At 61.3% G+C, this 24,716-nt stretch carries 33 protein-coding genes and 1 pseudogene; 8 read left to right on the top strand and 26 right to left on the bottom strand.

Annotated features, from left to right (window positions below; translation table 11 throughout):
• Position 1: 1 nt before the first annotated feature.
• From CBP34_RS01490 to CBP34_RS01475, 4 genes are read right to left on the bottom strand one after another with little or no spacing between them, the layout of a single operon-like run.
• A complete protein-coding gene (locus CBP34_RS01490; protein WP_024813794.1) occupies positions 2–472 on the bottom strand; it encodes a F0F1 ATP synthase subunit B in 471 nt (156 codons plus the stop codon).
• A gap of 34 nt (positions 473–506) precedes the next feature.
• Entirely contained in the window at positions 507–776 is a 270-nt protein-coding gene (gene atpE / locus CBP34_RS01485) for a F0F1 ATP synthase subunit C (RefSeq protein WP_007847749.1), read from the bottom strand.
• A gap of 57 nt (positions 777–833) precedes the next feature.
• Positions 834–1,712 carry a F0F1 ATP synthase subunit A gene (gene atpB, locus CBP34_RS01480; protein ID WP_086911075.1) on the bottom strand — a complete coding sequence of 293 codons (879 nt, stop codon included), beginning with the start codon at positions 1,710–1,712 and terminating at the stop codon, positions 834–836.
• A 19-nt stretch (positions 1,713–1,731) separates the two neighbouring features.
• Complete coding sequence (locus CBP34_RS01475) at positions 1,732–2,205, bottom strand: ATP synthase subunit I (RefSeq protein ID WP_086926324.1); 474 nt, start codon at positions 2,203–2,205, stop codon at positions 1,732–1,734.
• Between the two features lie 273 nt (positions 2,206–2,478).
• Between CBP34_RS01475 and CBP34_RS01470 the strand changes: the two genes are divergently transcribed.
• From CBP34_RS01470 to CBP34_RS01455, 4 genes are all read left to right on the top strand, one after another.
• On the top strand, positions 2,479–2,796 hold the full coding sequence (locus tag CBP34_RS01470) for a YbeD family protein (RefSeq protein ID WP_094097088.1): 318 nt from the start codon (positions 2,479–2,481) through the stop codon (positions 2,794–2,796).
• 3 nt (positions 2,797–2,799) lie between these two features.
• Positions 2,800–3,495, top strand: a complete 696-nt coding sequence (lipB, locus tag CBP34_RS01465) for a lipoyl(octanoyl) transferase LipB (RefSeq protein ID WP_086911072.1) — start codon at positions 2,800–2,802, stop codon at positions 3,493–3,495.
• Between the two features lie 16 nt (positions 3,496–3,511).
• Complete coding sequence (gene lipA / locus CBP34_RS01460; protein WP_094097087.1) at positions 3,512–4,492, top strand: lipoyl synthase; 981 nt, start codon at positions 3,512–3,514, stop codon at positions 4,490–4,492.
• Positions 4,493–4,578: 86 nt separating this feature from the next.
• Positions 4,579–5,412: a DMT family transporter gene (locus tag CBP34_RS01455; RefSeq protein WP_094097086.1), complete on the top strand. Its 834-nt coding sequence runs from the start codon at positions 4,579–4,581 to the stop codon at positions 5,410–5,412.
• 69 nt (positions 5,413–5,481) lie between these two features.
• Here CBP34_RS01455 and ptsP read toward each other — a convergent pair whose 3' ends face one another.
• From ptsP to CBP34_RS01435, 4 genes are all read right to left on the bottom strand, one after another.
• Positions 5,482–7,239 (bottom strand): phosphoenolpyruvate--protein phosphotransferase, encoded by a 1,758-nt coding sequence (ptsP, locus tag CBP34_RS01450; RefSeq protein ID WP_094097085.1) that lies wholly within the window; start codon positions 7,237–7,239, stop codon positions 5,482–5,484.
• A gap of 98 nt (positions 7,240–7,337) precedes the next feature.
• Positions 7,338–7,607 carry an HPr family phosphocarrier protein gene (locus tag CBP34_RS01445; protein WP_086911068.1) on the bottom strand — a complete coding sequence of 90 codons (270 nt, stop codon included), beginning with the start codon at positions 7,605–7,607 and terminating at the stop codon, positions 7,338–7,340.
• Positions 7,576–8,025, bottom strand: coding sequence for a PTS sugar transporter subunit IIA (locus tag CBP34_RS01440; protein ID WP_086911067.1), 450 nt, complete (start codon positions 8,023–8,025; stop codon positions 7,576–7,578). The genes CBP34_RS01445 and CBP34_RS01440 overlap by 32 nt, the downstream gene beginning before the upstream one ends.
• Before the next feature lie 95 nt (positions 8,026–8,120).
• Entirely contained in the window at positions 8,121–8,639 is a 519-nt protein-coding gene (locus tag CBP34_RS01435) for a hypothetical protein (protein WP_335622260.1), read from the bottom strand.
• 159 nt (positions 8,640–8,798) lie between these two features.
• On the opposite strand from CBP34_RS01435, the pseudogene CBP34_RS01430 reads away from it, so the two are divergent.
• Both CBP34_RS01430 and CBP34_RS01425 read left to right on the top strand, forming a co-directional pair.
• Positions 8,799–9,301, top strand: a pseudogene (locus CBP34_RS01430) (peroxiredoxin family protein).
• 111 nt (positions 9,302–9,412) lie between these two features.
• A complete protein-coding gene (locus CBP34_RS01425; RefSeq protein ID WP_094097084.1) occupies positions 9,413–10,441 on the top strand; it encodes an IS30 family transposase in 1,029 nt (342 codons plus the stop codon).
• Between the two features lie 85 nt (positions 10,442–10,526).
• Here the strand turns inward: CBP34_RS01425 and CBP34_RS01420 are convergent, their stop codons facing one another.
• Positions 10,527–10,982 carry a c-type cytochrome gene (locus CBP34_RS01420; protein ID WP_094097083.1) on the bottom strand — a complete coding sequence of 152 codons (456 nt, stop codon included), beginning with the start codon at positions 10,980–10,982 and terminating at the stop codon, positions 10,527–10,529.
• A 151-nt stretch (positions 10,983–11,133) separates the two neighbouring features.
• Here CBP34_RS01420 and CBP34_RS01415 point away from each other — a divergent pair, with 151 nt between their 5' ends.
• Together CBP34_RS01415 and CBP34_RS01410 are read left to right on the top strand one after the other, a co-directional pair.
• On the top strand, positions 11,134–11,802 hold the full coding sequence (locus CBP34_RS01415) for a cytochrome b/b6 domain-containing protein (protein ID WP_094097082.1): 669 nt from the start codon (positions 11,134–11,136) through the stop codon (positions 11,800–11,802).
• Positions 11,803–11,869: 67 nt separating this feature from the next.
• On the top strand, positions 11,870–12,361 hold the full coding sequence (locus tag CBP34_RS01410; RefSeq protein ID WP_094097081.1) for a GNAT family N-acetyltransferase: 492 nt from the start codon (positions 11,870–11,872) through the stop codon (positions 12,359–12,361).
• A gap of 62 nt (positions 12,362–12,423) precedes the next feature.
• On the opposite strand, the gene CBP34_RS01405 is transcribed toward CBP34_RS01410, so the two are convergent.
• The 17 genes from CBP34_RS01405 to CBP34_RS01325 form a co-directional block, all read right to left on the bottom strand.
• The gene (locus CBP34_RS01405; protein WP_094097080.1) at positions 12,424–12,930 is read right to left on the bottom strand and encodes a peroxiredoxin; all 507 of its coding nucleotides are present in this window, start codon (positions 12,928–12,930) and stop codon (positions 12,424–12,426) included.
• Positions 12,931–13,046: 116 nt separating this feature from the next.
• On the bottom strand, positions 13,047–13,316 hold the full coding sequence (rpsQ, locus tag CBP34_RS01400) for a 30S ribosomal protein S17 (RefSeq protein WP_086926311.1): 270 nt from the start codon (positions 13,314–13,316) through the stop codon (positions 13,047–13,049).
• Between the two features lie 9 nt (positions 13,317–13,325).
• Positions 13,326–13,520, bottom strand: a complete 195-nt coding sequence (gene rpmC / locus CBP34_RS01395) for a 50S ribosomal protein L29 (protein WP_024813779.1) — start codon at positions 13,518–13,520, stop codon at positions 13,326–13,328.
• 16 nt (positions 13,521–13,536) lie between these two features.
• Entirely contained in the window at positions 13,537–13,953 is a 417-nt protein-coding gene (gene rplP / locus CBP34_RS01390; protein WP_005796975.1) for a 50S ribosomal protein L16, read from the bottom strand.
• 2 nt (positions 13,954–13,955) lie between these two features.
• A complete protein-coding gene (gene rpsC / locus CBP34_RS01385) occupies positions 13,956–14,837 on the bottom strand; it encodes a 30S ribosomal protein S3 (protein ID WP_086911060.1) in 882 nt (293 codons plus the stop codon).
• Positions 14,838–14,851: 14 nt separating this feature from the next.
• Entirely contained in the window at positions 14,852–15,184 is a 333-nt protein-coding gene (rplV, locus tag CBP34_RS01380) for a 50S ribosomal protein L22 (RefSeq protein WP_005796970.1), read from the bottom strand.
• Positions 15,185–15,193: 9 nt separating this feature from the next.
• A complete protein-coding gene (rpsS, locus tag CBP34_RS01375; RefSeq protein WP_005796963.1) occupies positions 15,194–15,472 on the bottom strand; it encodes a 30S ribosomal protein S19 in 279 nt (92 codons plus the stop codon).
• A gap of 10 nt (positions 15,473–15,482) precedes the next feature.
• Positions 15,483–16,307 carry a 50S ribosomal protein L2 gene (rplB, locus tag CBP34_RS01370; RefSeq protein ID WP_094097079.1) on the bottom strand — a complete coding sequence of 275 codons (825 nt, stop codon included), beginning with the start codon at positions 16,305–16,307 and terminating at the stop codon, positions 15,483–15,485.
• Positions 16,308–16,309: 2 nt separating this feature from the next.
• Positions 16,310–16,624 carry a 50S ribosomal protein L23 gene (rplW, locus tag CBP34_RS01365; RefSeq protein WP_094097078.1) on the bottom strand — a complete coding sequence of 105 codons (315 nt, stop codon included), beginning with the start codon at positions 16,622–16,624 and terminating at the stop codon, positions 16,310–16,312.
• Positions 16,621–17,241: a 50S ribosomal protein L4 gene (gene rplD, locus CBP34_RS01360; RefSeq protein WP_008906425.1), complete on the bottom strand. Its 621-nt coding sequence runs from the start codon at positions 17,239–17,241 to the stop codon at positions 16,621–16,623. Before rplD ends, rplW begins: the two co-directional genes overlap by 4 nt.
• Positions 17,241–17,915: a 50S ribosomal protein L3 gene (rplC, locus tag CBP34_RS01355; protein WP_007847818.1), complete on the bottom strand. Its 675-nt coding sequence runs from the start codon at positions 17,913–17,915 to the stop codon at positions 17,241–17,243. The genes rplD and rplC overlap by 1 nt, the downstream gene beginning before the upstream one ends.
• A gap of 224 nt (positions 17,916–18,139) precedes the next feature.
• On the bottom strand, positions 18,140–18,451 hold the full coding sequence (rpsJ, locus tag CBP34_RS01350) for a 30S ribosomal protein S10 (protein WP_005796953.1): 312 nt from the start codon (positions 18,449–18,451) through the stop codon (positions 18,140–18,142).
• 26 nt (positions 18,452–18,477) lie between these two features.
• A complete protein-coding gene (gene tuf, locus CBP34_RS01345; protein WP_086911058.1) occupies positions 18,478–19,668 on the bottom strand; it encodes an elongation factor Tu in 1,191 nt (396 codons plus the stop codon).
• A 264-nt stretch (positions 19,669–19,932) separates the two neighbouring features.
• Positions 19,933–22,035, bottom strand: coding sequence for an elongation factor G (gene fusA / locus CBP34_RS01340; RefSeq protein WP_086911057.1), 2,103 nt, complete (start codon positions 22,033–22,035; stop codon positions 19,933–19,935).
• Between the two features lie 155 nt (positions 22,036–22,190).
• Positions 22,191–22,664 carry a 30S ribosomal protein S7 gene (rpsG, locus tag CBP34_RS01335; RefSeq protein WP_005798541.1) on the bottom strand — a complete coding sequence of 158 codons (474 nt, stop codon included), beginning with the start codon at positions 22,662–22,664 and terminating at the stop codon, positions 22,191–22,193.
• Between the two features lie 164 nt (positions 22,665–22,828).
• On the bottom strand, positions 22,829–23,206 hold the full coding sequence (gene rpsL, locus CBP34_RS01330) for a 30S ribosomal protein S12 (RefSeq protein WP_024813771.1): 378 nt from the start codon (positions 23,204–23,206) through the stop codon (positions 22,829–22,831).
• A 238-nt stretch (positions 23,207–23,444) separates the two neighbouring features.
• On the bottom strand, positions 23,445–24,614 hold the full coding sequence (locus tag CBP34_RS01325) for a D-alanyl-D-alanine carboxypeptidase family protein (protein WP_094099007.1): 1,170 nt from the start codon (positions 24,612–24,614) through the stop codon (positions 23,445–23,447).
• Positions 24,615–24,716: the final 102 nt, after the last annotated feature.

Genomic DNA, 24,716 nt, shown 5'->3' with positions numbered 1-24,716 from the left:
CTTACAGCTCGGTCTTCAGGCGGTTGAGCAGGTCGGCATGGACGCCAGCGTTGACTTCCTTGCGGAGAATCTGCTCGGCACCCTTGACGGCCAGCGCGGCCACCTGCTCACGCAGGGATTCGCGGGCTTGCACCGTCTGCTGCTCGGCTTCCGCGCGCGCAGCAGCAACGATCTTGTTGCCTTCCTCGGTGGCACGGGCCTTGGCCTCTTCCACGATGGCCTGGGCACGACGATCGGCGTCCGCAAGACGCGAGGCCGTTTCGTTGCGCGCCTGTGACAGTTCCTTTTCGACGCGCTGGTTGGCAGCAGTCAACTCGGACTTGGCACGATCGGCAGCAGCGAGGCCATCGGCGATTTTCTGGGCTCGTTCATCCAGCGCCTTCGCGATCGGTGGCCACACGAATTTCATCGTGAACCACACCAAGATCAGAAAGACAATGGCCTGAACGAACAGGGTCGCATTGATACTCACGGCAACACCTTTCTAGAGTGGCGTTGTACGGGAATTACTTGGGCAGGTTGGCCAAGAACGTCGACGCGAAGGGATTGGCGAATGCGAACAGCAGAGCGATAGCCACGCCAATCAGGAAAGCCGCATCGATCAGACCAGCCAAGATGAACATCTTGGTTTGCAGTTCGTTGATCAGCTCAGGCTGACGGGCCGACGATTCGAGGAACTTGCCGCCCATCAGTGCAATACCGATGGAAGCGCCGATAGCGCCGAGGCCAACGATCAGACCACAAGCCAGAGCGACGAGACCGAGAATGTTTTCCATGATGACTCCTGAGTTAAAAAAAGAAAGGTTAAGAAAAGAAACAACGAAAGGGAAAGCTTAGTGGGCGTTGTGCGCCTGACCAAGGTAGATCAATGCCAGCATCATGAAAATGAATGCCTGCAGGGTGATCACCAGAATGTGGAACAACGTCCAGATGGTGCCAGCAATCACATGGCCCACAGGAAGCAGCACACCCGACAGCGACAGCGCAGCTGCACCACCCATCAGGGCGATCAGCATGAACACCAGTTCGCCGGCGTACATGTTGCCGAACAACCGCATGCCATGCGACACGGTATTGGCGACATATTCAATGACCTGCATCAGCAGGTTCACCACGCCCAGGATCAGGGCGAAGATGGGGTTCTTGCTGGTGCCGAACGGAGCGGACACGAGTTCGTGCGCCCAGCCGCCAGCGCCCTTGACCTTGACGCTGTACCAGAAACGCAGGATCAGCACGGCGAATGCAAGGCCGAGCGTCGTGGAAAGGTCGGCCGTAGGCACAACGCGCAGGTAGGCATGGGCCGGATCGTGGCCCGCAGCGCCATACACCTTAGCCCACAGGGCAGGCAACAGATCGACGGGCAGCATGTCCATGAAATTCATCAGAAAGATCCAGACGAACACCGTGAGCCCCAGAGGAGCAATGAACTTGCGGCTCTCAGCGTTGTGGATATTGGCCTTGGCCTGGTTGTCCACCATTTCGACCAGAATTTCCACTGCCGCCTGAAAGCGACCAGGAACACCCGAGGTTGCCTTACGGGCGGCCGACCAGAGGATCAAAAGCGTGAGAGCACCCAGCACCAACCCCACGATGATGGAGTCATAGTTGAAGACAGTGAAGTCAACAATCTTGGTCTGGTTGATGTTTTGAAGATGCTGCAGGTGGTGAACGATGTATTCACTTGCAGTCGGAGCGTGCGCTTCTGCGGCCATCGGACAACTCTTCTCTCTATCAATCGGTTTTTCGGACACCAGGCCGCACCAACAGTGCCACCCAGTACGTTTTCATTGCGATCACCATACCCACCAGCAGAGCGATCCAGCTCAATTCCGGAACCAGCCGAGGTGCCGCCGCCAGCAGCGCCACCGTCAACACGATCTTGGCAATTTCCCAGCCAAAGAACCCCACCATGGCGGCACGCGGATTGGCAGACGCCCTGTGGCGCAGCACACCACGCGCAAACAGCGCAGCCGGAGCCACCACAGCCAAAGCACCATAGGCTGCAGACCAGCCTACCGACGCCCTGCCCGTCCACACCCAGGCCACCAGAGCCACGAACACTCCAACCAGCGCTTGACCCGCCACCACCTTCCACACCGAGATGGGAGGGTTGCGACTGCGCCACTGCTCAGCCTCTTGGGCCGTCAGGGGCTTGAAGTCAGATTCTTCAGCCTCAGCTTCCATCTCAGGCGCGATTGTTTTCATTGTTGAATGACGCCCGCGTTAAAGACCGGAACTTTCACAAAGCCTCTAATTATAAGTACAAACCCGTGACAAACGACAAAGACCCGCAATGTCGTGGCGAAAGTGGTGCCTGCGCTGCACTGTTGTGGCCACTGACCAACGGCGCATGGGTTAAAAAGTCCGCCTTCCTGCATCGTCATGATGCACGGGCGCATAGAGAGCACCTTGCGCCCAACGGGCTTTGCCATACAACGGCAAAGCGTCTATAGCTATTAAAAACAAAGCAATTCAGCCATGACCACCCCTTCGATTCCAGCAACCAACGGCACCGCACCATCAGCCAATGATCCCCGCAAGGACTCGCTGATCGAATATCCCTCCCGGTTTCCCATCAAGGTCATGGGTGCCAAAGTGGATGGCTTCGTGCATGCAATCACCGAGCTGGCCCGCCAGTTTGACCCAACCTTCGATGCCGCCACGATTGAACTGCGCGACAGCCGCGCTGGCAATTATCTCGGCGTCACCATCACCATCACCGCCACCAGCCGCGAGCAGCTCGATGACCTGTACCGTGCGCTGTCGTCCCACCCTTTGGTGAAAGTGGTGCTTTAAGGCATGGCCATTGACATTCGCACGCTGGGGCGGGCTGATTATTCCGCCACCGTGCAGGCCATGCAGGACTACACGGCCAGTCGCACGCCAGAGAGCCCCGATGCACTCTGGATATGTGAGCACGCGCCGCTCTACACGCAGGGGATAGCCGGCAAAAGCGATCACCTCCTTCACCCCGGCGACATTCCTGTGCTCGCCACCAACCGCGGCGGACAGGTCACTTTCCATGGCCCGGGGCAGGTGGTTGCGTACCCGCTGATCGACCTGCAGCGTGCGGGTTACTTCGTCAAGGAATACGTTTACCGCGTGGAAGAGGCCGTGATCCGCACGCTGGCGCATTTTGGCGTCACGGGCCACCGGGTCGCTGGCGCACCCGGCATCTATGTGCGCCTGGACGACCCGCACAGCCATGCAATGCTGCCCCAGCGCCCCCAAAAGCGCACGGACTCCGATGTACCAACGCCCGACTTCGAAGGCCTTGGCAAGATTGCGGCACTGGGCATCAAAGTCAGCCGACACTGCACCTACCACGGCGTGGCGCTCAACGTGTCGATGGACCTGGAGCCCTATGAACGCATCAACCCTTGCGGTTACGCAGGATTGAAAACGGTGGACCTTTCTACAATCGGGGTCCACACCACCTGGGAAGAAGCCGCGCAGGTGCTGGGCCAGCAGCTCAGCATCCGCCTGGCCCCCTGAACTCTGCCTACACGCCATGAGCACCCCTGAAGTCGTCCGCGAAGCGCAATCCACCGAAGCCTACAACCCGCTGGCCAAGCAGAAGGCTGCGGCCAAGCTGTCGCGCATTCCGATCAAGGTGGAGCAAGGCGAAGTGCTCAAGAAGCCCGAGTGGATCCGCGTGAAGGCAGGCAGCCCCACCACGCGCTTCTACGAGATCAAGGACATCCTGCGCGAGCACAAGCTGCACACGGTGTGCGAAGAGGCGTCGTGCCCCAACATCGGCGAATGCTTTGGCAAGGGCACGGCCACCTTCATGATCATGGGCGACAAATGCACGCGCCGCTGCCCCTTCTGCGACGTGGGCCATGGCCGCCCCGATCCGCTCGACAAGGACGAGCCTTTGAGTCTGGCCAAGACGATTGCCGCGCTCAAGCTCAAGTACGTCGTCATCACCAGCGTGGACCGCGACGACCTGCGCGACGGCGGCAGCGGCCACTTTGTGGAATGCATCCAGAACATCCGTGAACTGTCGCCCCAGACCCAAATTGAAATCCTGGTGCCCGACTTCCGCGGCCGCGATGATCGCGCACTCGAAATCCTCAAGGCCGCGCCGCCTGACGTGATGAACCACAACCTGGAAACCGCACCGCGTTTGTACAAGGAAGCGCGCCCCGGCTCCGACTATCAGTTCAGCCTGAACCTGCTGAAAAAGTTCAAGGCCCTGCACCCCAACGTGCCCACCAAGAGCGGCATCATGGTGGGCCTGGGCGAGACGGACGACGAGATCCTGCAGGTGATGCGCGACATGCGCGAACACAACATCGACATGCTGACCATCGGCCAGTACCTGGCCCCCAGCAACAGCCACCTGCCCGTGCGCCGCTACGTGCACCCCGACACCTTCAAGATGTTTGAGGAAGAGGCCTACAAGATGGGCTTCAGCCATGCCGCCGTGGGCGCCATGGTGCGCAGCAGCTACCACGCCGACCAGCAGGCGCACGCCGCTGGCGTGTAAGCCTGGGATCGGAGCGCGGCCCCGAACGGGCTTGCACTCCCAGCACTGCGACGAAACGCAGCACTTGGTCCGCCTATAGTCGGCGCATGCAAGCCAACCTGTACGCCTTGGGCGCCATCGCGCTGTGGGCCTCTCTCGCCTCGCTGGGCGTGTCGCTCACGCATGTTCCGCCGTTCCTGCTCACAGGCATCGCCCTCATCATCGGCAGCGTGCCCGCATGGCCTTTTGTGCTGCGCGATCCCTCGCAATGGCGCATTCCCGCGCGCACGCTGGCGCTGGGCGTGTATGGCCTGTTTGCCTACCATTTCCTGCTGTTCATCGCGCTGCGCCACGCGCCGCCGGTCGAGGCCAATCTGGTCAACTACCTGTGGCCGCTGTTCATCGTGGTGCTGGCACCCGTGGTGCTGCCCGGCGTGGCACTGCGCCTGCCGCATGTGCTGGCGGCGCTGCTCGGTTTTGCCGGTGCTGCCATTGCCATTGCGGGCGGGCGCGAACTCAGCGGCACGCTGGCCTGGGGCTATCTGCCAGCGCTCGCCGCCGCCTTTATCTGGGCCACGTACTCCCTGCTGACCAAGCGCGTGGCAGCCTTTCCCACCACGGCGATTGGCCTGTTCGGGCTGGTGTCGGGCGTGCTGTCTTTGCTGTGCCATGTGGCGCTGGAGCCGGCCGTGTCGCTGCAGGCGCGCGACTGGGCGTTGCTGGCCGTGCTGGGCCTGGGCCCGCTGGGGGCATCGTTCTTTCTGTGGGACAAGGCGCTCAAGCTCGGGGACGCGCGGCACATCGGCATCCTGAGCTACATCACACCGCTGGCCTCCACGGCGCTGCTGCTCGTGGTGAGCGGCCGCCCGTTCAGCTGGAGTATCGCCGCGGCCACGGCCATGATCATCAGTGCCGCCGTGATGGGCATGCGGGCGCGCTGAAGGCTTTGAGCCAAAAAGACCTCAGGCGCCCGCCCATCAAGCGCGATAAGCTATCTAATAAATAGCAAATCAGATCATCAGCGAGGCGACTGGAAGTTCGTCCCCGGTGAGCACCTGCTGCGCCCAGGGGGCCAGCTTGCGCGTGTCGGCCCGCAGGATCTCCTGCTTCACGGCCAGTATCTGCGCCGGGTGCATGGAGAAGCTGCGCAAACCCAGCCCGAGCAGCAGGCGCGTCATGGTCACATCACCGGCAGTTTCGCCACACACGCACACGCTCTTGCCCTGCGCCTGGCCCTCCGCGATCACATCGGCCACCAGGCGCAGCACGGCCGGGTGCAAGGGGTCATACAGGTGGGCCACGGCTTCGTCAGCCCGGTCAATGGCCAAGGTGTACTGGATGAGGTCGTTGGTGCCGATGGACAGAAAGTCGAAATACTTGAGGAAGCTGCGCACCATCAGCGCGGCCGCAGGCACCTCGATCATGGCGCCAAGTTCGACCGGACCATAGGGCACGCCCCGGGCATCCAGCTCGTTGCGCGCCAGTTCGACCTGGGCCAGCGTCTGCTCGATTTCGTGCACATGCGCCAGCATGGGGAACAGCAGCTTCACCTTGCCATAGGCCGCGGCGCGCAGCACGGCGCGCAGCTGGTTGCGGAACATCGACGGATCGGCCAGGCTCCAGCGGATGGCGCGCAAGCCCAACGCCGGATTGAGGTGCGTGTCCTTGAAACCCTTGTCGAGCGGCTTGTCGGCACCCACGTCGATGGTGCGGATGGTGACCGGCAAACCCTGCATGCCGTCAATCGCGTCACAGTAGGCACGGTATTGCTCATCTTCACCGGGCAAGTTCCCGCTTTTTCCCATAAACAAGAATTCGGTGCGGAACAGGCCCACGCCCACAGCACCCGCGCGCACGGCCGCCGCAGCATCGCCGGGCTGCTCGATATTGGCCAGCAACTCCACCTTGTGGCCATCGAGCGTGACCGCGGGCGTGTGGCGCAGGCGCGCAAGGCGCTCGCGTTCCAGATCAATCTGGCGCTGGCGAAAACCATACTCGGCCAGGATGATGGGCGAGGGATCGACGATCATCACCCCGGCATCGCCGTCAATGATGACCCAGTCGTCCTGGCGCACCAGCTGGCTGGCGGAACGCGCCCCCACCACGGCCGGGATGTCCATGCTGCGCGCCACGATGGCGGTGTGCGAGGTCTTGCCGCCCACATCGGTCACAAAGCCGGCGAACACGCTCTGCTTGAACTGCAGCATGTCGGCCGGAGACAGGTCGTGCGCCACCAGCACCAGCGGCACATCGACCGTGTCGTCGAGCAGCAGGTCCTGCTGGTTCTTGCGCCGCGGACTGCTGGCAGGCGGCGCCACGGGGCTGGCCACGCCCTTCATGTAGCGCAGGATGCGCTCGACCACCTGTTCCAGGTCGGCCTTGCGTTCGCGCAGGTATTCGTCTTCCATCTCGTCGAACTGGCGCGCGATCAGTTCGAACTGCGTGGTCAGGGCCCATTCGGCGTTGTACAGGCGCTCGGAAATCCAGTGCTTGACCCCGCCAGTGAGCATCTCGTCCTGCAGCAGCATCAGGTGCACATCCAGCAGCGCGGTCAACTCGGGCGGGGCGTCGGGCGGCATGTCGGCCTGCAGGCGCTGCAATTCCTCGGCCACCGCGTTGCGCCCCTGGCGCACCCGCTCCACTTCCGCCACAACCTGCTCGGGCTGGATGAAATAGTGCGCCACATCCACACGGCTCGAAGCCACCAGCACGGCCCGGCCGATAGCAATGCCCCGGGCGACCGCAAGACCGTGGACGGAAAACGTCATCAAAGATCCTTTTCTGGCAACTCTTCTACCACCGCGTCAGCCCCAGCGCACCATGGCGGGCCAGCCTCCCGCGCGATCGGCACGCACGGCAACCAACGTCATTCGCCCTCGCCGAACTTGTCGGCAATCAATGCGAGCAACGCATCCATGGCCTCCTGCTCGCGCTCGCCAACGGTCTCGATTTCAATTTCGATACCCATGCCCGCAGCCAGCATCATCACCCCCATGATGCTCTTGGCGTTGATACGGCGATCACCCCGGCTCATGAAAACATCGCACGGAAAGCTGCCGGCCAGCTTGGTCAGCTTGGCCGACGCCCGGGCATGCAGGCCCAGCTTATTGTTGATGGTCGTGCGGGTCTTGATCATGGGAGTTTCGTCGAGTCTGGTTCTGCGGCGCCGCAATGGCCACTTGCATCACACCCTGGGTGCCGCCTACGACGGCGCGCGACACCACGGCATCCAGGGGCTCCGCCCGGTAGCTCACGGCACGCAGCAGCATCGGAAGGTTCACCCCCGCCACCAGACGCGAGCCGACGCCGTCCACCAGGCGTTGGGCGATATTGCAGGGCGTGGCGCCAAACAGGTCGGTCAGCACCAGCGTGGAATGGGTGCCCAGCTGCTCCAGCAGGCTGCGCGCCTGCGCCAGGCTGACTTCCGGGGCCGCGTTGGGCTGCACGTCCATCGCGGCCACGCTGTCGCCACAGTCGGCAAACACATGCAGCGCGCATTCGCGCAAGGCATGTGCCAGCGGGGCGTGGGCAATGATGAGAATGCTGGTGCTCATGGTGTGATGGTTTGTCTTGCATTATGGCGGCCTGAACCGCTGCCGCCACAGTCCCGCCGCTGGCGCTGCGCCGCTGCAACAGGCTCACTGCAGGCTCAGGCCGTCAAAAAGGGCATCGGCCACGTCGGGCCGGGGCTTGGGGGAATACACCACGGCGTTGTACAGCCGCACCTGCGCCCCCCTGCGCGTGCAAACCACACGCCCTGCACCGTCACGGCCGTGCCATCCGCGCGCCGGCCCTGCGCCACCAGGCGCACCGATGATGGCAGCGCCAGCGTGCCCTGCCGGGCAAACGGCTGTTCGGAGAGCACGGTGGCGGCCCCCACGCGTGCCAGCACGGCAGCCCGCCAATGCGCGAGCGCAGCATCAGCCCGTGCAGGATCAGGCAGCGCGGCGGATGAGACGGCAAAGATGGCGTTGTCGGCTTCGCAGCCTGCCATGGCCAGTTCCACCGGCGCACCGGCCATTTCCACGGTGCGCGCGGCATGGTCGGGCTTGCATGGCAGGGTGACAATGAGTGCAGCGCCTTCAATCGGCACGCTGCGCCAGTTCAGGGCGGGGCTGCAGGCGGCCAGCAACAGCAGGGCGACGGGCCAGGTCAATATCCAGTTCATAGCCCGATTATGGGCAGTGGCATCCAGCCGCACAGCGCCGGCGAACTTTTATGGCCCTACGAGGTCTACCACCCCTAGTCGCACGGGCGGCGGGCATGGGCAGGGAGTCCTGCACAATGCAGCCTTGGGCGTTGCCCGCAGTTTTTTGATGAGGATGTCATGGGTATCAAGCATTGGGCGGTGGGCGCTGCATTGGTGGCTTTTGCGGGCGTGGGGCGTTTGTGTATCTGGACGCGGGGCGTTCTGCGGCGCCCGAATCCACGTTCGTGCTGCTGGACGGCTCGCGCCAAACCACTGCCGATTTGCGCGGCAAGGTCACATTGGTGAATTTCTGGGCCACCAGCTGCACCACCTGCGTGGCCGAGATGCCTGAAATCATCGCCACCCACAACAAGTACCACGCCAAGGGTTTTGACACCCTGGCCGTGGCCATGAGCTACGACCCGCCGAGCTACGTGGTGAACTTTGCCGAATCGCGCAAGCTGCCATTCAAGGTGGCGCTCGACAACACGGGCGCGGTGGCCAAGGCCTGGGGCGACGTGCGCCTCACGCCCTCGACGTTCATTGTCAACAAGCGCGGCGAAATCGTGAAGAGCTATGTGGGCGCCCCCGACTTTCCGCAATTGCACCAGCTGATCGAAAAACTGCTGGCAGAAACCTGATCCCGCGCATTGCCCTGCGTTTGCGGCAAGAGAAGGCCTGTTTCAATGAAACAGGCCTTTTGCGCTTGGCGGCCTCAATTCCGAAGTGCAACACCGAGAATTGAGGTCAAGATGACAAAGAAGAATTACCAGCAGTTGAGCGAGAGCGAACGCCATGCGATCGCCTTGGGGCTTCAGCAAAAGCAAAGCCTCAGCGCCATAGCGCGGGCCTTGGGGCGCTGCAAGAGCACCATCAGCCGGGAATGCCAACGCAATGCGGGCGCCAAGGCCTACACCTCCAAGTTCGCCCAGCAACGCAGCGACAGGCGCAGATGCTTTGCCCGTCCCCAGCCCAAACTGCACCGCGATGGACCTTTGTTCAAGATCGTTCGCGACTATCTGCTCCGGCACTGGTCTCCCCAGCAAATCGCTGGGCAGTTGAAGAAACTGCACCCTGACAACAAGCGCAAACAAGTGTCCCACGAGAGCATCTACACCTGCATCTACGCCCAGCCCCGCGGAGAGCTCAAGAAGGAGCTGGTGGCCTGCTTGCGCATGGCCCGCGCCAAGCGCTGGCCGCGCTCCAAAGGCGAGGATCGGCGTGGGCAAATCACCGACCTGCTGAGCATCCATGTGCGCCCACCCGAGATTGAGGATCGTCAGTTGCCCGGGCACTGGGAGGGCGACCTCATCAAGGGCAAAGGCAATGCCAGTGCCATTGGCACGCTGGTCGAGCGCACGACCCGCCTGGTGGTGCTGGTCAAGCTGCCGCACCCCAACCCGGCGACAGCGGCACATGTACTGCAGGCCTTCAGCGACAAGCTCAATGGCATTGCCAGCCCGATGCGCCAGAGCCTGACCTATGACCGTGGCAGTGAGATGGCAGAGCATGCCAAGCTCACCGAGAACACGGGCATGAAGGTGTACTTCTGTGACCCCTACAGCCCCTGGCAGCGGGGCTCCAACGAAAACACCAATGGATTGCTGCGGCAGTACTTCCCCAAGGGGACTGATCTGAGCGGCTATAGCCAGCAGTATCTGGATGCCGTAGCCGATGAGCTCAATGGGCGCCCCAGGATGACTCTGGGGTGGAGCAAGCCCATTGAGGTTTATGCCGAACATTTGGCCCGGCTGACACAACAGCCTGATTCAGTGCATTAATGAATATTTGTTGCACTTGGACTTGAATCCGCCCTTTAGCAGCGTGCGCCAATAGCTATTAATTCTGTAGCATTCAAGCAACCTGCTATTTGGAGCGATAGGCGTCGTGGCACGACTTGCAGGTCTGCGCCGCCGGGCCAAAGGCGGCCTTCAGGTTGTCCAGGCTGCCCGTTTTGGCGGCCGCCGCCAGCTTGATCGACTCTGCTTCCAGTTTTTCGGCGTGTTCCTTGAACCTGGCCTGTTCGGTCCAGATGGTGGGCTTGGACTTGGTAGGCGCTCCCTTGTCCGTGCCAGGCCCAAACGCTGCCCAGGGCAGACGGGCCATGGCAGCCACGACGTCCGCATTCTCTTGCGCCAGCCGGGCATCAAAGGGCGCCTTGCCATTGGCCATGGCACCCAGGCGGCCGAAATGCTGCCCCAGCACAAACAGGGCACTCTGGCGGTATTTGATGGCGTCTTCTGCCTTGGCAAACTGTGCTGCAGCAGGCGCAGACAGGGTGAGGGTGGCGGCGGCAAGGGTCAATACGGCAAAGGCTTTCATCAACGGCTTCCTTTTGGTGGGTGGCGAAAACAGGCCCGCAGGCCAGGCCGGAGTATGCCGTGGCGACCCCATTGGCACAGTCGCACCACGCGGATGCCATGGCGGCGTCTCGCACACAATGCGCCAATTGCTCCATTCACCAACACCGCACATGGCACACACCGTTCGCATCTGGGACCTTCCCACCCGCCTTTTTCACTGGGGCCTCGTCCTCGCCATTCCGGGGCTGGTCGTTACCGCCAATATCGGGGGCAATGCCATGGCCTGGCATTTCCGGCTGGGCTACTGCGTGCTGGCCTTGCTGATGTTTCGACTGGTCTGGGGTTTCGTGGGCGGGCGCTGGTCGCGGTTTGCGGCTTTCGCCTGTTCGCCCACCGGGCTGCTGCGCTATCTACGCACTGGCGGCACGGCCCAGGACAGCGTGGGGCACAGCCCCCTCGGCGCGCTGTCGGTCCTGGCGTTGCTGGGCGTGCTGCTGGCCCAGGTGGGCACGGGGCTGTTCAGCGACGACGAAATCGCGTTTTCCGGCCCGCTCACCCGCTGGGTTTCTTCGGCGGTGGTGGAACAGGCGACCCGCTACCACGCGGACATCGGCCAGTATCTGCTGTACGGCTTGATCGGCCTGCATGTTGCGGCCATCCTGTTTTATGTGCTTTTTCGCCAGCAGACGCTGGTGCGCCCCATGATCGGCGGTGACAAGCTGCTGCCCGTTACTGCCCCGCCTGCGCGCGACGACGCGCTCACCCGGGCCGCCGCCTGTGCCGTGCTGGCCGTGTGCGCGGCGGCGTCCTGGTGGGTGTCCGCACTGGGAGCGCCGTGAGGGGATTCAGGCCACCGTACACAAGGCTGGCGCTACACTGCCGCCTTTGGATTCTCCCGCTTGCGTTGTGGAAAAGCTACCTGTCACCCTGCTGACCCCGTCCCAGCCCCATGAGCTGGAGGCGGTGCGTGCCATCTTCCGGGAGTACGCCGACGGCCTGGATGTCGATTTGTGCTTTCAGGATTTTGAAACCGAACTGGCGCAGTTGCCCGGTGAGTACGCGGCCCCGCGCGGGAACTTGCTGCTGGCCGAAGTGGACGGGGCTATCGCCGGTTGCTGTGCCTTGCGCCCTATGGACACGGCAGACTACCCCAATGCCGCCGAAATGAAACGCCTGTATGTACGCAAGGCATTTCGGGGCTTTGGCCTGGGACGTCAACTGGCCGAGGCCGCGCTGGATGCGGCGCGGCAGGCAGGCTACGCCTGCGTGCTGCTCGATACGCTGGACGACATGGAGTCGGCACGGGCGCTGTATGCCGACCTCGGCTTTGAGGAGATTCCGCCTTACTACCACAACCCCATTGCCGGGGCGCATTACCTCAAGGCCGATATTCTCTGATTCAAATAGGCCGAAAGCGCATATATATCAAGCGCCTGCAGCTATTTATTTAATAGCAACCGTCAGGCCTTGGCTTGCGACAGCAGCGTGTCGGCATCGCTCACGGCAAACTGCCCAGGGGCTTCCACATTGAGCGTGACGACCTTGCCGTCGCGCACCAGCATCGAATAACGATTGCTGCGCAGCCCCATGCCCTTGCCAGTCAGATCCAGCGTCAGACCCGTGGCCTTGGCGAAGGCAGCATCGCCGTCGCCGAGCATGCGCACCTTGCCGTCGGTCTTCTGGTCGCGTGCCCAGGCACCCATCACAAAGGCATCGTTCACGCTCACGCACCAGATCTCGTCCACGCCCGCCACCTTGAACTCGGCAGCCTTTGCCACGTAGCCGGGCACATGCTTGGCAGAACAGGTGGGGGTGAAGGCACCAGGCAGGGCAAACAGCGCAATGGTCTTGCCGGCGGTGGCCTTGTCCACGGACACGGGGTTTGGACCGATGCTGCAGCCCTCGCCCTCGACTTCCGAGTATTCCATCAGGGTGGTGGCGGGCAGGGTATCACCGACTTTGATCATGTTTTTCTCCAAGAGGCTGAGGAAATTCCGCCGGGGTGCACATTGCATCCCACAAAGCAAAACGACCCACATTGTGGGTCGTTTTGAGGGGCCTTGCAGGCTTTCGCCTTTAGGGCTTAGAGCAGGCCGGCCTTTTGGACCAGACGGGTAGCAACCCAGTTCTTGGTCTTGGACAGCGGACGGCTCTCGGTGATTTCAATCGTGTCACCCAACTTGTACTCGCCCTTTTCATCATGGGCGTGGTACTTGCTCGACTTACCGACGATCTTGCCGTAGAGCTCGTGCTTCACACGGCGCTCAACGAGCACCGTTACGGTCTTTTGACGCTTGTCGCTGACCACCTTGCCAATCAAGGTGCGCTTGAGGGATTTTTTAGGTTCCGTCATAGGGGCTCCTTACTTGGCGGCTTGCTTTTCAGCAAGAATGGTCTTGGCGCGAGCGATGTCGCGACGGGTGGTACGCAGCGTGTTGGTGTTACCCAGCTGTTGCGTGGCCTTCTGCATGCGCAGACCGAAATGGGCTTTTTGCAAGGCCTTGATTTCGGTTTCGATGCCGGCGACGTCTTTTTGGCGCAGTTCAGTAGCTTTCATTGCATGTTCTCCTGAATTACGAGCCAATCAGGCGGCTGACAAACGTGGTGCGCAGCGGCAGCTTGGCGGCAGCCAGGCGGAACGCTTCGCGGGCCAGTTCTTCAGGCACGCCCACGATTTCAAAAACGATCTTGCCGGGCTGGATTTCAGCCACGTAGTACTCGGGGTTGCCCTTACCGTTACCCATACGCACTTCTGCGGGCTTGGTAGAGATTGGCTTGTCCGGGAACACGCGGATCCAGATACGGCCGCCACGCTTGACGTGACGGGAAATCGCACGGCGTGCAGCTTCGATCTGGCGGGCCGTCAGACGGCCACGATCGGTGCACTTCAGGCCGAAATCACCAAACGCAACGGAGGCACCCCGCGTTGCGACACCGGTGTTACGGCCCTTTTGCTCCTTGCGGTACTTGCGGCGAGCAGGTTGCAGCATCTTTATTCTCCTTTGCCGTCCGCTGCTGTAGCGGGCGCGTCAACTTTACGAACGCGCTTAACGGCGGTTGCATCGGCGCCACCGGCGCCGACGGGCTTGTCGCTGCCATCGGCAGGGGCGCTGTTGGCACCCATGGGACGGCGGGGACCACGACCTGCACCTGGACGATCGCCACCTGGGCGGCCATCACGGCGCGGGCCACGTGGGCGACGCTCTTCTTCCGGACGTGGGGTTTCCACGGCTGGCAGATCGTTGCGGCCCAGGGTGTCACCCTTGTAGACCCAGACCTTGACGCCGATCACACCGTAGGTGGTCTTGGCTTCGGAGGTACCGTAGTCGATATCGGCACGCAGCGTGTGAAGTGGCACGCGGCCTTCGCGGTACCACTCGCAGCGAGCGATTTCGATACCGTTCAGACGACCCGACGACATGATCTTGATGCCTTGTGCACCCAGACGCATGGCGTTCTGCATGGCGCGCTTCATGGCGCGACGGAACATGATGCGCTTTTCGAGCTGCTGCGTGATGCTGTCGGCGATCAGCTTGGCATCGATTTCAGGCTTGCGCACTTCTTCGATGTTCACTGCGACCGGAACGCCCAGGCGAGCAGCGAGTTCCTTCTTGAGGTTCTCGATGTCTTCACCCTTCTTGCCGATCACCACGCCCGGACGTGCCGAGTAAATGGTGATGCGGGCGTTCTTGGCAGGACGCTCGATCAGGATGCGCGACACGGCGGCGTTCTTCAACTTGGCCTTCAGGTACTCGCGCACCTTGATGTCTTCGGCCAGCATGCCCGCGAAATCGCGGTTGCTGGCGTACCAACGGCTGGACCAGTTGCGGCTGACCGCGAGGCGGAAGCCGGTAGGATGGATTTTCTGTCCCATAGTCTTCCTTGGCCTCAGTTGCCAACCGTCACGTACACATGGCACGTGGGCTTGCTGATGCGGTTGCCGCGGCCTTTGGCGCGCGCGGTGAAGCGCTTGAGCGTGGTGCCTTGTTCGACGTAGATGGTCTTGACCTTCAGTTCGTCGATGTCAGCGCCATCGTTGTGTTCTGCATTGGCGATAGCCGATTCCAGAACCTTCTTGACGATGCCAGCAGCTTTTTTCTGCGTGAACGTCAGGATGTTCAGGGCCTGGTCCACCTTCTTGCCGCGGATCAGATCAGCGACCAGACGGCCTTTGTCGACCGACAGACGGACGCCCCGGAGGACTGCACGTGTTTCAGACATGGTCGTTCCTTATTTCTTCTGGACTTTTTTGTCCGCGGGGTGACCCTTGAAGGTGCGCGTCAGGGCGAATTCGCCCAGCTTGTGGCCCACCATCTGGTCGGTGACGTAGACAGGTACGTGCTGCTTGCCGTTGTGCACGGCAATGGTCAGACCGATGAACTCGGGCAGAACCATGGAGCGACGCGACCAGGTCTTCACTGGTTTCTTATCCTTGGTGGCAACGGCCTTTTCGACCTTGGCCAGCAAGTGATGGTCAACAAATGGACCCTTTTTGAGAGAGCGAGTCATCTGTTACCCCTTACTTCTTGCGACGCGACACAATCATGACCTGTGTGCGCTTGTTGTTACGGGTGCGATAACCCTTGGTCAGATTGCCCCAAGGATCGACTGCATGACGGCCTTCGCCGGTGCGGCCTTCGCCACCACCGTGAGGGTGATCCACCGGGTTCATGGCAACGCCGCGAACCGTGGGACGAATACCCATCCAGCGCTTCGCACCAGCCTTGCCCAATTGGCGCAGGCTGTGCTCTTCGTTGGCCACTTCGCCAATGGTGGCGCGGCATTCGATATGAATCTTGCGCACTTCACCGGAACGCATACGCACCTGGGCGTAGATGCCTTCACGGGCCAGCAGCGTTGCCGAAGCACCTGCCGAGCGAGCGATCTGGGCACCGGCACCGGGCTTGAGCTCGATGCAGTGGATCGTCGAGCCCACGGGGATGTTGCGGATCGGCAGCGTGTTGCCTGCGCGGATCGGGGCTTCCGAACCGCTCATCAGCGTTGCGCCAGCTTCCAGACCGCGGGGAGCGATGATGTAGCGACGCTCGCCGTCGGCATAGCACACCAGAGCGATGTGGGCCGTGCGGTTGGGATCGTACTCAACACGCTCGACGGTGGCAGGAATGCCATCCTTGTTGCGCTTGAAGTCCACCACGCGGTAGTGGTGCTTGTGACCACCGCCCTTGTGGCGCGTCGTGATGTGACCATTGTTGTTACGACCGGCCTTCTGGAATTGTGGCTCCAGCAGCGGGGCGTACGCTTCACCCTTGTACAGGTGGTCACGCGTGACCTTCACCACAGCACGTTGGCCGGGCGAAGTAGGTTTCATCTTGATGACAGCCATGATTACGCGGCCTCCCCAGACAGGTTCAGCTCTTGACCAGGCTGCAGCGTGACGTATGCCTTGCGAACGTTGTCGCGGCGGCCGACCGTCTTGCCGAAACGTTTGGTCTTGCCTTTGGTGTTCACCACAGAGACGCCCTTGACCTCGACCTTGAACATCAATTCCACAGCGGCCTTGATTTCTGGCTTGGTTGCGTTCTGCAGCACCTTGAACGTCACAGCATTGGACTTCTCGGCAACCATGGTGGCCTTTTCGGACACGATGGGAGCGACCAGCACTTGCATCAGACGACCTTCGTCAAACTTGGGCGTGCTCATGCGAACATCTCCTTGAGTTTGTCGATTGCACCCTTGGTGACGAGCACTTTCTTGAAACGCACCAGCGACACGGGATCGGCGTAACGGGGCTCGACGACGAGCACGTTCACCAGATTGCGCGAGGCCAGGTACAGGTTTTCGTCCACTTCGTCGGCGATCACCATCACCGATTGCAGGTTCATCGCCTTGAACTTGTCGGCCAGGACCTTGGTCTTGGGCGAATCAAGCTTCAAGGAGTCGACCACAGCCAGGCGGCCTTCGCGGGCCAGCTGCGACAAGATGGCAGACATACCGGCGCGGTACATCTTCTTGTTGATCTTCTGCGTGAAATTTTCGTCAGGCATGTTCGGGAAAATCCGACCGCCCCCACGCCACAGAGGCGAGGAAGTCATACCTGCACGTGCGTTACCCGTACCCTTTTGCTTGAAAGGCTTCTTGGTCGAGTGACGGACTTGCTCGCGGTCCTTCTGGGCGCGAGTGCCTTGGCGTGCGTTGGCCTGGTAGGCCACCACGATCTGGTGGACCAGATCTTCGTTGTATTCACGACCGAACACGGTTTCAGGAACATCCAGCTTGGATGCGCCCTGGCCTTGGTCATTCAGGAGTTCGAGCTGCATTAGTTCGCTCCTTTGGAGGCTTTGGCCTTGATCGCTGGACGCACCGTCACGAACCCACCCTTGGAGCCCGGAATAGCGCCCTTGATCAAGAGCAGTTGACGCGCTTCGTCGATGCGGATGACATCGAGGTTTTGCGTGGTCTTGGTGACATCGCCGAGGTGGCCCGTCATGCGCTTGCCGGGGAACACGCGACCGGGGTCTTGCGCCATACCGATCGAGCCAGGCACGTTGTGCGAACGGCTGTTACCGTGCGACGCGCGCTGCGAGCTCATGTTGTGACGCTTGATGGTACCGGCGTAGCCTTTACCGATCGAAGTGCCCTGCACGTCGACCTTTTGACCCACGGAAAACACGGACGTCACAGCCACCGATGCGCCAGCTTGGTACTGGGCTGCGGTATCGGCGGTCACGCGGAATTCCTGGATGATCTCACCGGCTTCCACACCTGCCTTGGCAAGGTGACCGGCTTCTGGCTTGGTCACGCGCGATGCTTTGCGCGAACCGAACGTGACCTGCAGGGCCACGTAGCCATCGTTCTCTTGGGTTTTGATCTGGGTTACGCGGTTGTTGGACACATCCACCACCGTGACAGGCACTGCGTCCCCGTCATCGGTGAACAGACGCATCATGCCCACCTTGCGACCCAGCAACCCCAGGGAGTTGCTCAAGCTCATTTGTTTCTCCAAAACTTCCACCGCCACAACTTCAATTGGCTGCGGCGTTTAAGCGAGTTCTCACTCGCATGCATGAAAGGCGGTTGATAAAACCTCGCCCACTCAGCGTCGTTTGTACGGCGCAAATTAGGCGAAGCCCTAAAGTATAACGCGAACTGCTTTTTCAAGCAAGTTCGCGTTATGAAGACACGGCCCCGCTGGCAAGCCAGCAACGCCAATGCCGTTTACTGCAGCTTGATTTCGACGTCCACGCCAGCGGGCAGGTCGAGCTTCATCAGGGCGTCCACCGTCTTGTCGGTGGGGTCCACGATGTCCATCAGGCGCTGGTGCGTGCGGATTTCGAGCTGGTCGCGGCTGGTCTTGTTGACGTGCGGCGAGCGCAGGATGTCAAAACGCTTCATGCGCGTTGGCAGGGGCACGGGGCCCTTGACAATGGCGCCGGTGCGCTTGGCGGTGTCAACGATCTCGGCAGCGGACTGGTCGATCAGTTTGTAGTCAAACGCCTTCAGGCGGATGCGGATTTTTTGCTTGGACATGGCAAGTTCCTTGTTCTGCTTAAGAATTAAGCAATGATCTTGGCCACGACGCCAGCGCCCACGGTGCGGCCGCCTTCGCGGATAGCGAAGCGCAGACCTTCTTCCATGGCGATGGGGTTGATCAGCTTCACGGTGATCGACACGTTGTCGCCAGGCATGACCATTTCCTTGTCGGCTGGCAGCTCGATGGCGCCGGTCACGTCGGTCGTGCGGAAGTAGAACTGAGGACGGTAGTTGTTGAAGAAGGGGGTGTGGCGGCCGCCTTCGTCCTTGCTCAGCACATACACTTCAGCGGTGAAGTGGGTGTGGGGCTTGATCGAGCCGGGCTTGCACAGCACTTGGCCGCGCTCCACGTCTTCGCGCTTGGTGCCGCGCAGCAGCAGGCCCACGTTGTCGCCCGCTTGGCCTTGGTCCAGCAGCTTGCGGAACATTTCCACGCCGGTGCAGGTGGTCTTGACGGTGTCCTTGATACCGACGATTTCGATTTCTTCGCCGACCTTGATGATGCCGCGTTCGATACGGCCGGTCACCACGGTGCCGCGGCCAGAGATGGAGAACACGTCTTCCACAGGCATCAGGAAGGCACCGTCCACAGCGCGCTCAGGCGTGGGGATGTAGGTGTCCAGCGCTTCGGCCAGCTTCATGATGGCTTCTTCGCCCAGCGGGCCCTTGTCGCCTTCGAGGGCGAGCTTGGCGGAACCACGGATGATCGGGGTGTCGTCGCCAGGGAAGTTGTATTTGTCCAGCAGTTCGCGCACTTCCATTTCGACGAGTTCGAGCAGTTCTTCGTCGTCCACCATGTCGCACTTGTTCAGGAACACGATGATGTAGGGCACGCCCACCTGGCGGGCCAGCAGGATGTGTTCGCGGGTCTGGGGCATGGGGCCGTCAGCGGCCGAGCACACCAGAATGGCGCCGTCCATCTGGGCAGCGCCGGTGATCATGTTCTTCACATAGTCGGCGTGACCAGGGCAGTCCACGTGGGCGTAGTGGCGAGCAGCCGTTTCGTATTCCACGTGCGCGGTGTTGATCGTGATGCCGCGGGCCTTTTCTTCAGGCGCTGCGTCGATCTGGTCGTAGGCCTTGGCTTCGCCGCCAAACTTGGCCGACAGCACGGTGGCGATGGCCGCCGTCAGTGTCGTCTTGCCATGGTCCACGTGACCGATCGTGCCCACGTTGACGTGGGGCTTGGTGCGTTCAAACTTACCTTTTGCCATTTTCAATTCTCCAAAGAGCGATGCCTGTGTAGTGGTTTAACGTCTGCATCCGGTTGCTGATTCGCCCTGCACAGGCAACGGGGCGGCACCGGATCGCAGATTGCAAAAACAATTTGCTATTTAATCTATAGCGACCAGCGTTTACTGCATAAGCACTGGAGGCATTTTTCAATCAAATCAGAGAGAGTGGCTCAGCGAAGCTAGTCAACCCCAAGGATTTGATTAGCGAGGCCAGAGCAGCAAAGCTGGTCTGGCCTCAGGCGCTTATTTTGCGCGGGCCGCCATGATGGCTTCCGACACGTTGCGAGGTGCTTCGCTGTAGTGCTTGAATTCCATCGAGTATGTGGCGCGACCTTGCGTTGCGGAACGCAGCGTGGTCGAGTAGCCGAACATTTCCGACAGCGGCACTTCGGCCTTGATGGCCTTGCCGCCGCCGGGAATGTCTTCCATGCCCTGCACCATGCCGCGACGCGAGGACAGGTCGCCCATCACGTTGCCTGCGTAGTCTTCAGGCGTTTCCACTTCCACGGCCATCATGGGTTCCAGGATGACCGGGTTGGCCTTGCGGCAGCCTTCCTTGAAGCCGAAGATGGCAGCCATCTTGAACGCCAGTTCGTTCGAGTCCACATCGTGGTACGAACCGAAGTGCAGCGTGACCTTGACGTCCACCACGGGGTAGCCGGCCAGCACGCCTTGCGTGACGGCTTCGTTGATACCCTTTTCCACGGCCGGAATGAATTCGCGAGGAACCACGCCGCCCTTGATGGCGTCGACGAACTCGATGCCCTTGCCGGCTTCGTTGGGTTCGATCTTGAGCACAACGTGACCGTACTGGCCCTTACCGCCAGACTGGCGCACGAACTTGCCTTCGGCTTCTTCCACCGTCTTGCGGATGGTTTCGCGGTACGCAACCTGGGGCTTGCCCACGTTGGCTTCCACGCCGAATTCGCGCTTCATGCGGTCCACAATGATTTCCAGATGCAGCTCGCCCATGCCGGCGATCAGCGTCTGGCCCGATTCTTCGTCGGTCTTGACGCGGAACGATGGATCTTCGGCAGCCAGACGCTGCAGCGCGATGCCCATCTTTTCCTGGTCGGCCTTGGTCTTGGGTTCCACAGCCTGCGTGATCACGGGCTCGGGGAACACCATGCGCTCCAGAATGATCGGCGAGTCGATATCGCTCAGCGTTTCGCCGGTGGTCACGTCCTTCAGGCCCACGCAGGCAGCGATGTCGCCGGCGCGGATTTCGTCCACTTCGACGCGGTCGTTCGCCATCATCTGCACGATACGGCCGATACGCTCTTTCTTGCCCTTGACTGAGTTGAAGACGGTGTCGCCCTTGGTCAGAACGCCCGAATAAACGCGCACGAAGGTCAACTGACCGACGAACGGGTCGGTCATCAGCTTGAAGGCCAGTGCCGAGAACTTTTCACCGTCGTCGGCCTTGCGGGTGACGGGGTTTTCGTCTTCATCGGTACCCGTCACGTCCGGGATGTCCGTCGGTGCTGGCAGATAGTCGATGACGGCGTCCAGCATGCGTTGCACGCCCTTGTTCTTGAACGCGGTGCCGCACAGCATGGGATGGATTTCGGTCGCAATGGTCCGCTGACGCAGGCCCGCCTTGATTTCCTCTTCGCTCAAGTCACCTTCTTCGAGGTACTTGTTCATCAGCTCTTCCGAGGCTTCGGCTGCGGCTTCGACCATCTTTTCGCGCCATTCTTTGGCCGATTCGAGCAACTCAGCAGGGATCTCCTGGTACTCGAACTTCATGCCTTGCGAAGCTTCGTCCCAGATGATGGCCTTCATCTTCAGCAGATCGACCACGCCCTGGAACTTGTCTTCGGCACCGATCGGGATCACCACGGGCACGGGGTTGGCCTTCAGGCGCAGCTTCATCTGGTCATAGACCTTGAAGAAGTTGGCACCGGTGCGGTCCATCTTGTTCACAAAGGCCAGACGGGGCACCTTGTACTTGTTGGCCTGGCGCCAGACGGTTTCCGACTGGGGCTGCACGCCACCCACGGCGCAATACACCATACAGGCGCCGTCGAGCACGCGCATGGAACGCTCGACTTCAATCGTGAAGTCCACGTGGCCGGGGGTGTCGATGATGTTGAAGCGGTGCTCGGGGTAGGACAGGTCCATGCCCTTCCAGAAGCAGGTCACGGCAGCCGAGGTAATGGTGATGCCGCGCTCTTGCTCCTGCTCCATCCAGTCCGTGGTGGCAGCGCCGTCATGCACCTCACCCAGCTTGTGGGTCACGCCGGTGTAGAAAAGAATACGTTCGGTGGTCGTGGTCTTGCCAGCGTCAATGTGGGCCGAGATACCGATATTGCGGTAGCGCTCGATGGGAGTCTTGCGAGCCATGGTGGATCCTTGGATGGGTCGTGTTATTCAGGGGGCGGGCCCAGCATTGTGACGCTGCAACCCGTCAATTTTGTGACCACCGCAATCGCCACAAGGCTGCAGGCAAAAATGCCGGCAGCCTTGCGCGGAGCGACGAGAGTGGTCGCCGTTTTGGCTTAGAAGCGGAAGTGGCTGAATGCCTTGTTGGCTTCGGCCATGCGGTGCACTTCGTCACGCTTCTTCATGGCGCCGCCTCGGCCTTCGGTGGCCTCGAGCAGTTCGTTGGCCAGACGCTGGGCCATCGACTTCTCGCCACGCTTGCGGGCCGCTTCCTTGATCCAGCGCATCGACAGGGCCAGACGACGCACAGGGCGCACTTCCACGGGCACCTGGTAGTTGGCGCCGCCGACACGGCGGGACTTGACTTCGACCATGGGCTTGACGTTGTTGATGGCAACGGTGAAAGCTTCCAGAGGGTCCTTATCGGGGTGCTTCTTCTCGATCAATTCCAGGGCACCGTAAATGATGCGCTCTGCAACCGCCTTTTTGCCGCCTTCCATGATCACGTTCATGAATTTGGACAGCTCTACATTGCCGAACTTGGGATCCGGCAGGATTTCACGTTTGGGGACTTCGCGACGACGTGGCATTTTTTACCTCTATCTTTGCTTCAGTTGGCATCTTTTCAGACACCGCGAGAGCCATTCTGGACTCCCACTTACTCGACCCACGCAGACATTTGCGCTTGGGGTCACTACGCTGCATCACCGCGCCACGCGGGAAACAGCACCTTGTATTTCGATCAACCGCGGACTTATTTGGCCTTTGGTTTCTTCGCACCGTACTTGGAGCGCGACTGCTTGCGGTCTTTCACGCCCTGCAAGTCGAGCGAACCGCGCACGATGTGGTAACGCACACCGGGCAAGTCCTTGACACGACCGCCGCGAACCAGCACGACGCTGTGTTCCTGCAGGTTGTGGCCTTCGCCGCCGATGTAGGAAATGACTTCGAAGCCGTTGGTCAGACGAACCTTGGCGACCTTCCGCAGAGCGGAGTTAGGCTTCTTAGGCGTCGTGGTGTACACACGGGTGCACACGCCACGGCGCTGTGGAGAGTTTTGCATCGCGGGGCTCTTGGAGTTGGTCGTTTCGACCTGACGCCCCTGACGCACGAGCTGGTTAATGGTTGGCATGAATACGTCCCTAAACGTGAAATGCTTCGTGAAAACGAAAACGTGAATCCCTTCGGAAATTCCGAAAAGCCTTCTAATGTAGCAGGGCAGACCTCAACAGGCAAGCCCTGGCCCGCTTGTCCCTGCCGCTGCGGCAGCTGCGTGATCAAAAGAAATTACAGTCAAATCAGTGTTTTGCGCTTATGGCGCAAGCGCTGGCAGCTATCTTTTTGAAAGCCAGCCGCGCAACACAATTCAATTACTTGATCCACAACCGGATCGCATCCCAGGCCCGGCCCAGAATGCCGGCCTGCTCGACGCCATCCAGCGCCACCAGCGGCACTTCTACCAGTGGCTGGTCACCCAGCACGACCTTGAGCGAGCCAATTGTCTGGCCCTTGGTGAAGGGCGCCACCAGCGGGTCCTGGCGCACGATCTGCGTGGTGACCTTGCCCGCGCTGCCCGAAGGCACTGCCACCACGATGGACTCGGTGCGACCGATCTTGATGGTGCTTTCCTTGCCCTTCCACACGGCAGGCGTGGCCACGGGCTGGCCCGCATCGAACAGCTTGACCGCATCAAAGGCCGTGTAGCCCCAGTTCAGCAGCTTCTGGCTTTCGTTGGCGCGTGCGTTCTCGCTGGCGGCGCCGAGCACGATGGACAGCAGGCGGCGCTGGCCCACGTTGGGGAAATCACGCTTGGAGGTAGCCACCAGGCAGTAACCGGCAGCGGCGGTGTGGCCGGTCTTGAGGCCGTCCACGGTGGGGTCGCGGAACAGCAGCGAGTTCCGGTTGTTGCCGTTCGAGGCGGGCGTGCCGGGGTAGCTGTACTGCTTGGTGGCGTAGTAGTGCATGTACTCCGGGAAGTCTTTCATCAGCCGGGTAGCCAGGGTGGCCAGGTCGCGCGCGGTGGTGGTGTGGCCGGGCTCCGTCAGCCCTTCGGGGTTCTTGTAGGCCGTGCCCTTCATGCCCAGGGCCTGCGCCTGGTCGTTCATGAGCTTGACGAAATTCTCGACCGTGCCGCCCACGCCCTCGGCCAGCGCCATGGTGGCGTCGTTGCCCGACTGCACGATCATGCCCTTGAGCAGATCGTCCACCGGCACCTGCATCTTGGGGTCGATGAACATGCGCGAGCCGGGCATCTTCCAGGCGCGCACGCTCACGGGCAGTTTCTGCTCGAGCGTGACCTTCTTGGCACGCAGCGCATCGAACACCAGATAGCCCGTCATGAGCTTGGTGAGCGAAGCCTGCTCCACGGGCGCATCGATGTCTTTCGCCGCCAGCACCTGGTTGGCAGTCACATCGACCAGCATGTAGGTGCGTGCGGCGATCTCGGGGGGCTGGGGTGCCTGGGCGTGGGCAAAGAAGGCAGCGGGCGCGACCGCCGCAAAAAGGGCCAGGGATCGCAGCGCGGACAGGATTCGTTTCATGGGGCAGGAATAAATGGGGCGCAAGCCCCGGGGATGGAAAAAATTCAAACCGGCGAGGCCCGGAAGGGCGGCAAAGGGTGCGCAGGCACCGCAGCCGCTGCC

Source organism: Acidovorax carolinensis (assembly GCF_002157145.1).
In the GTDB taxonomy this organism is placed as follows: Bacteria; Pseudomonadota; Gammaproteobacteria; order Burkholderiales; family Burkholderiaceae_C; genus Acidovorax; species Acidovorax carolinensis.
Note: the sequence above shows the minus strand (reverse complement) of the source record. Positions and strands in the feature narration are given on the sequence as shown.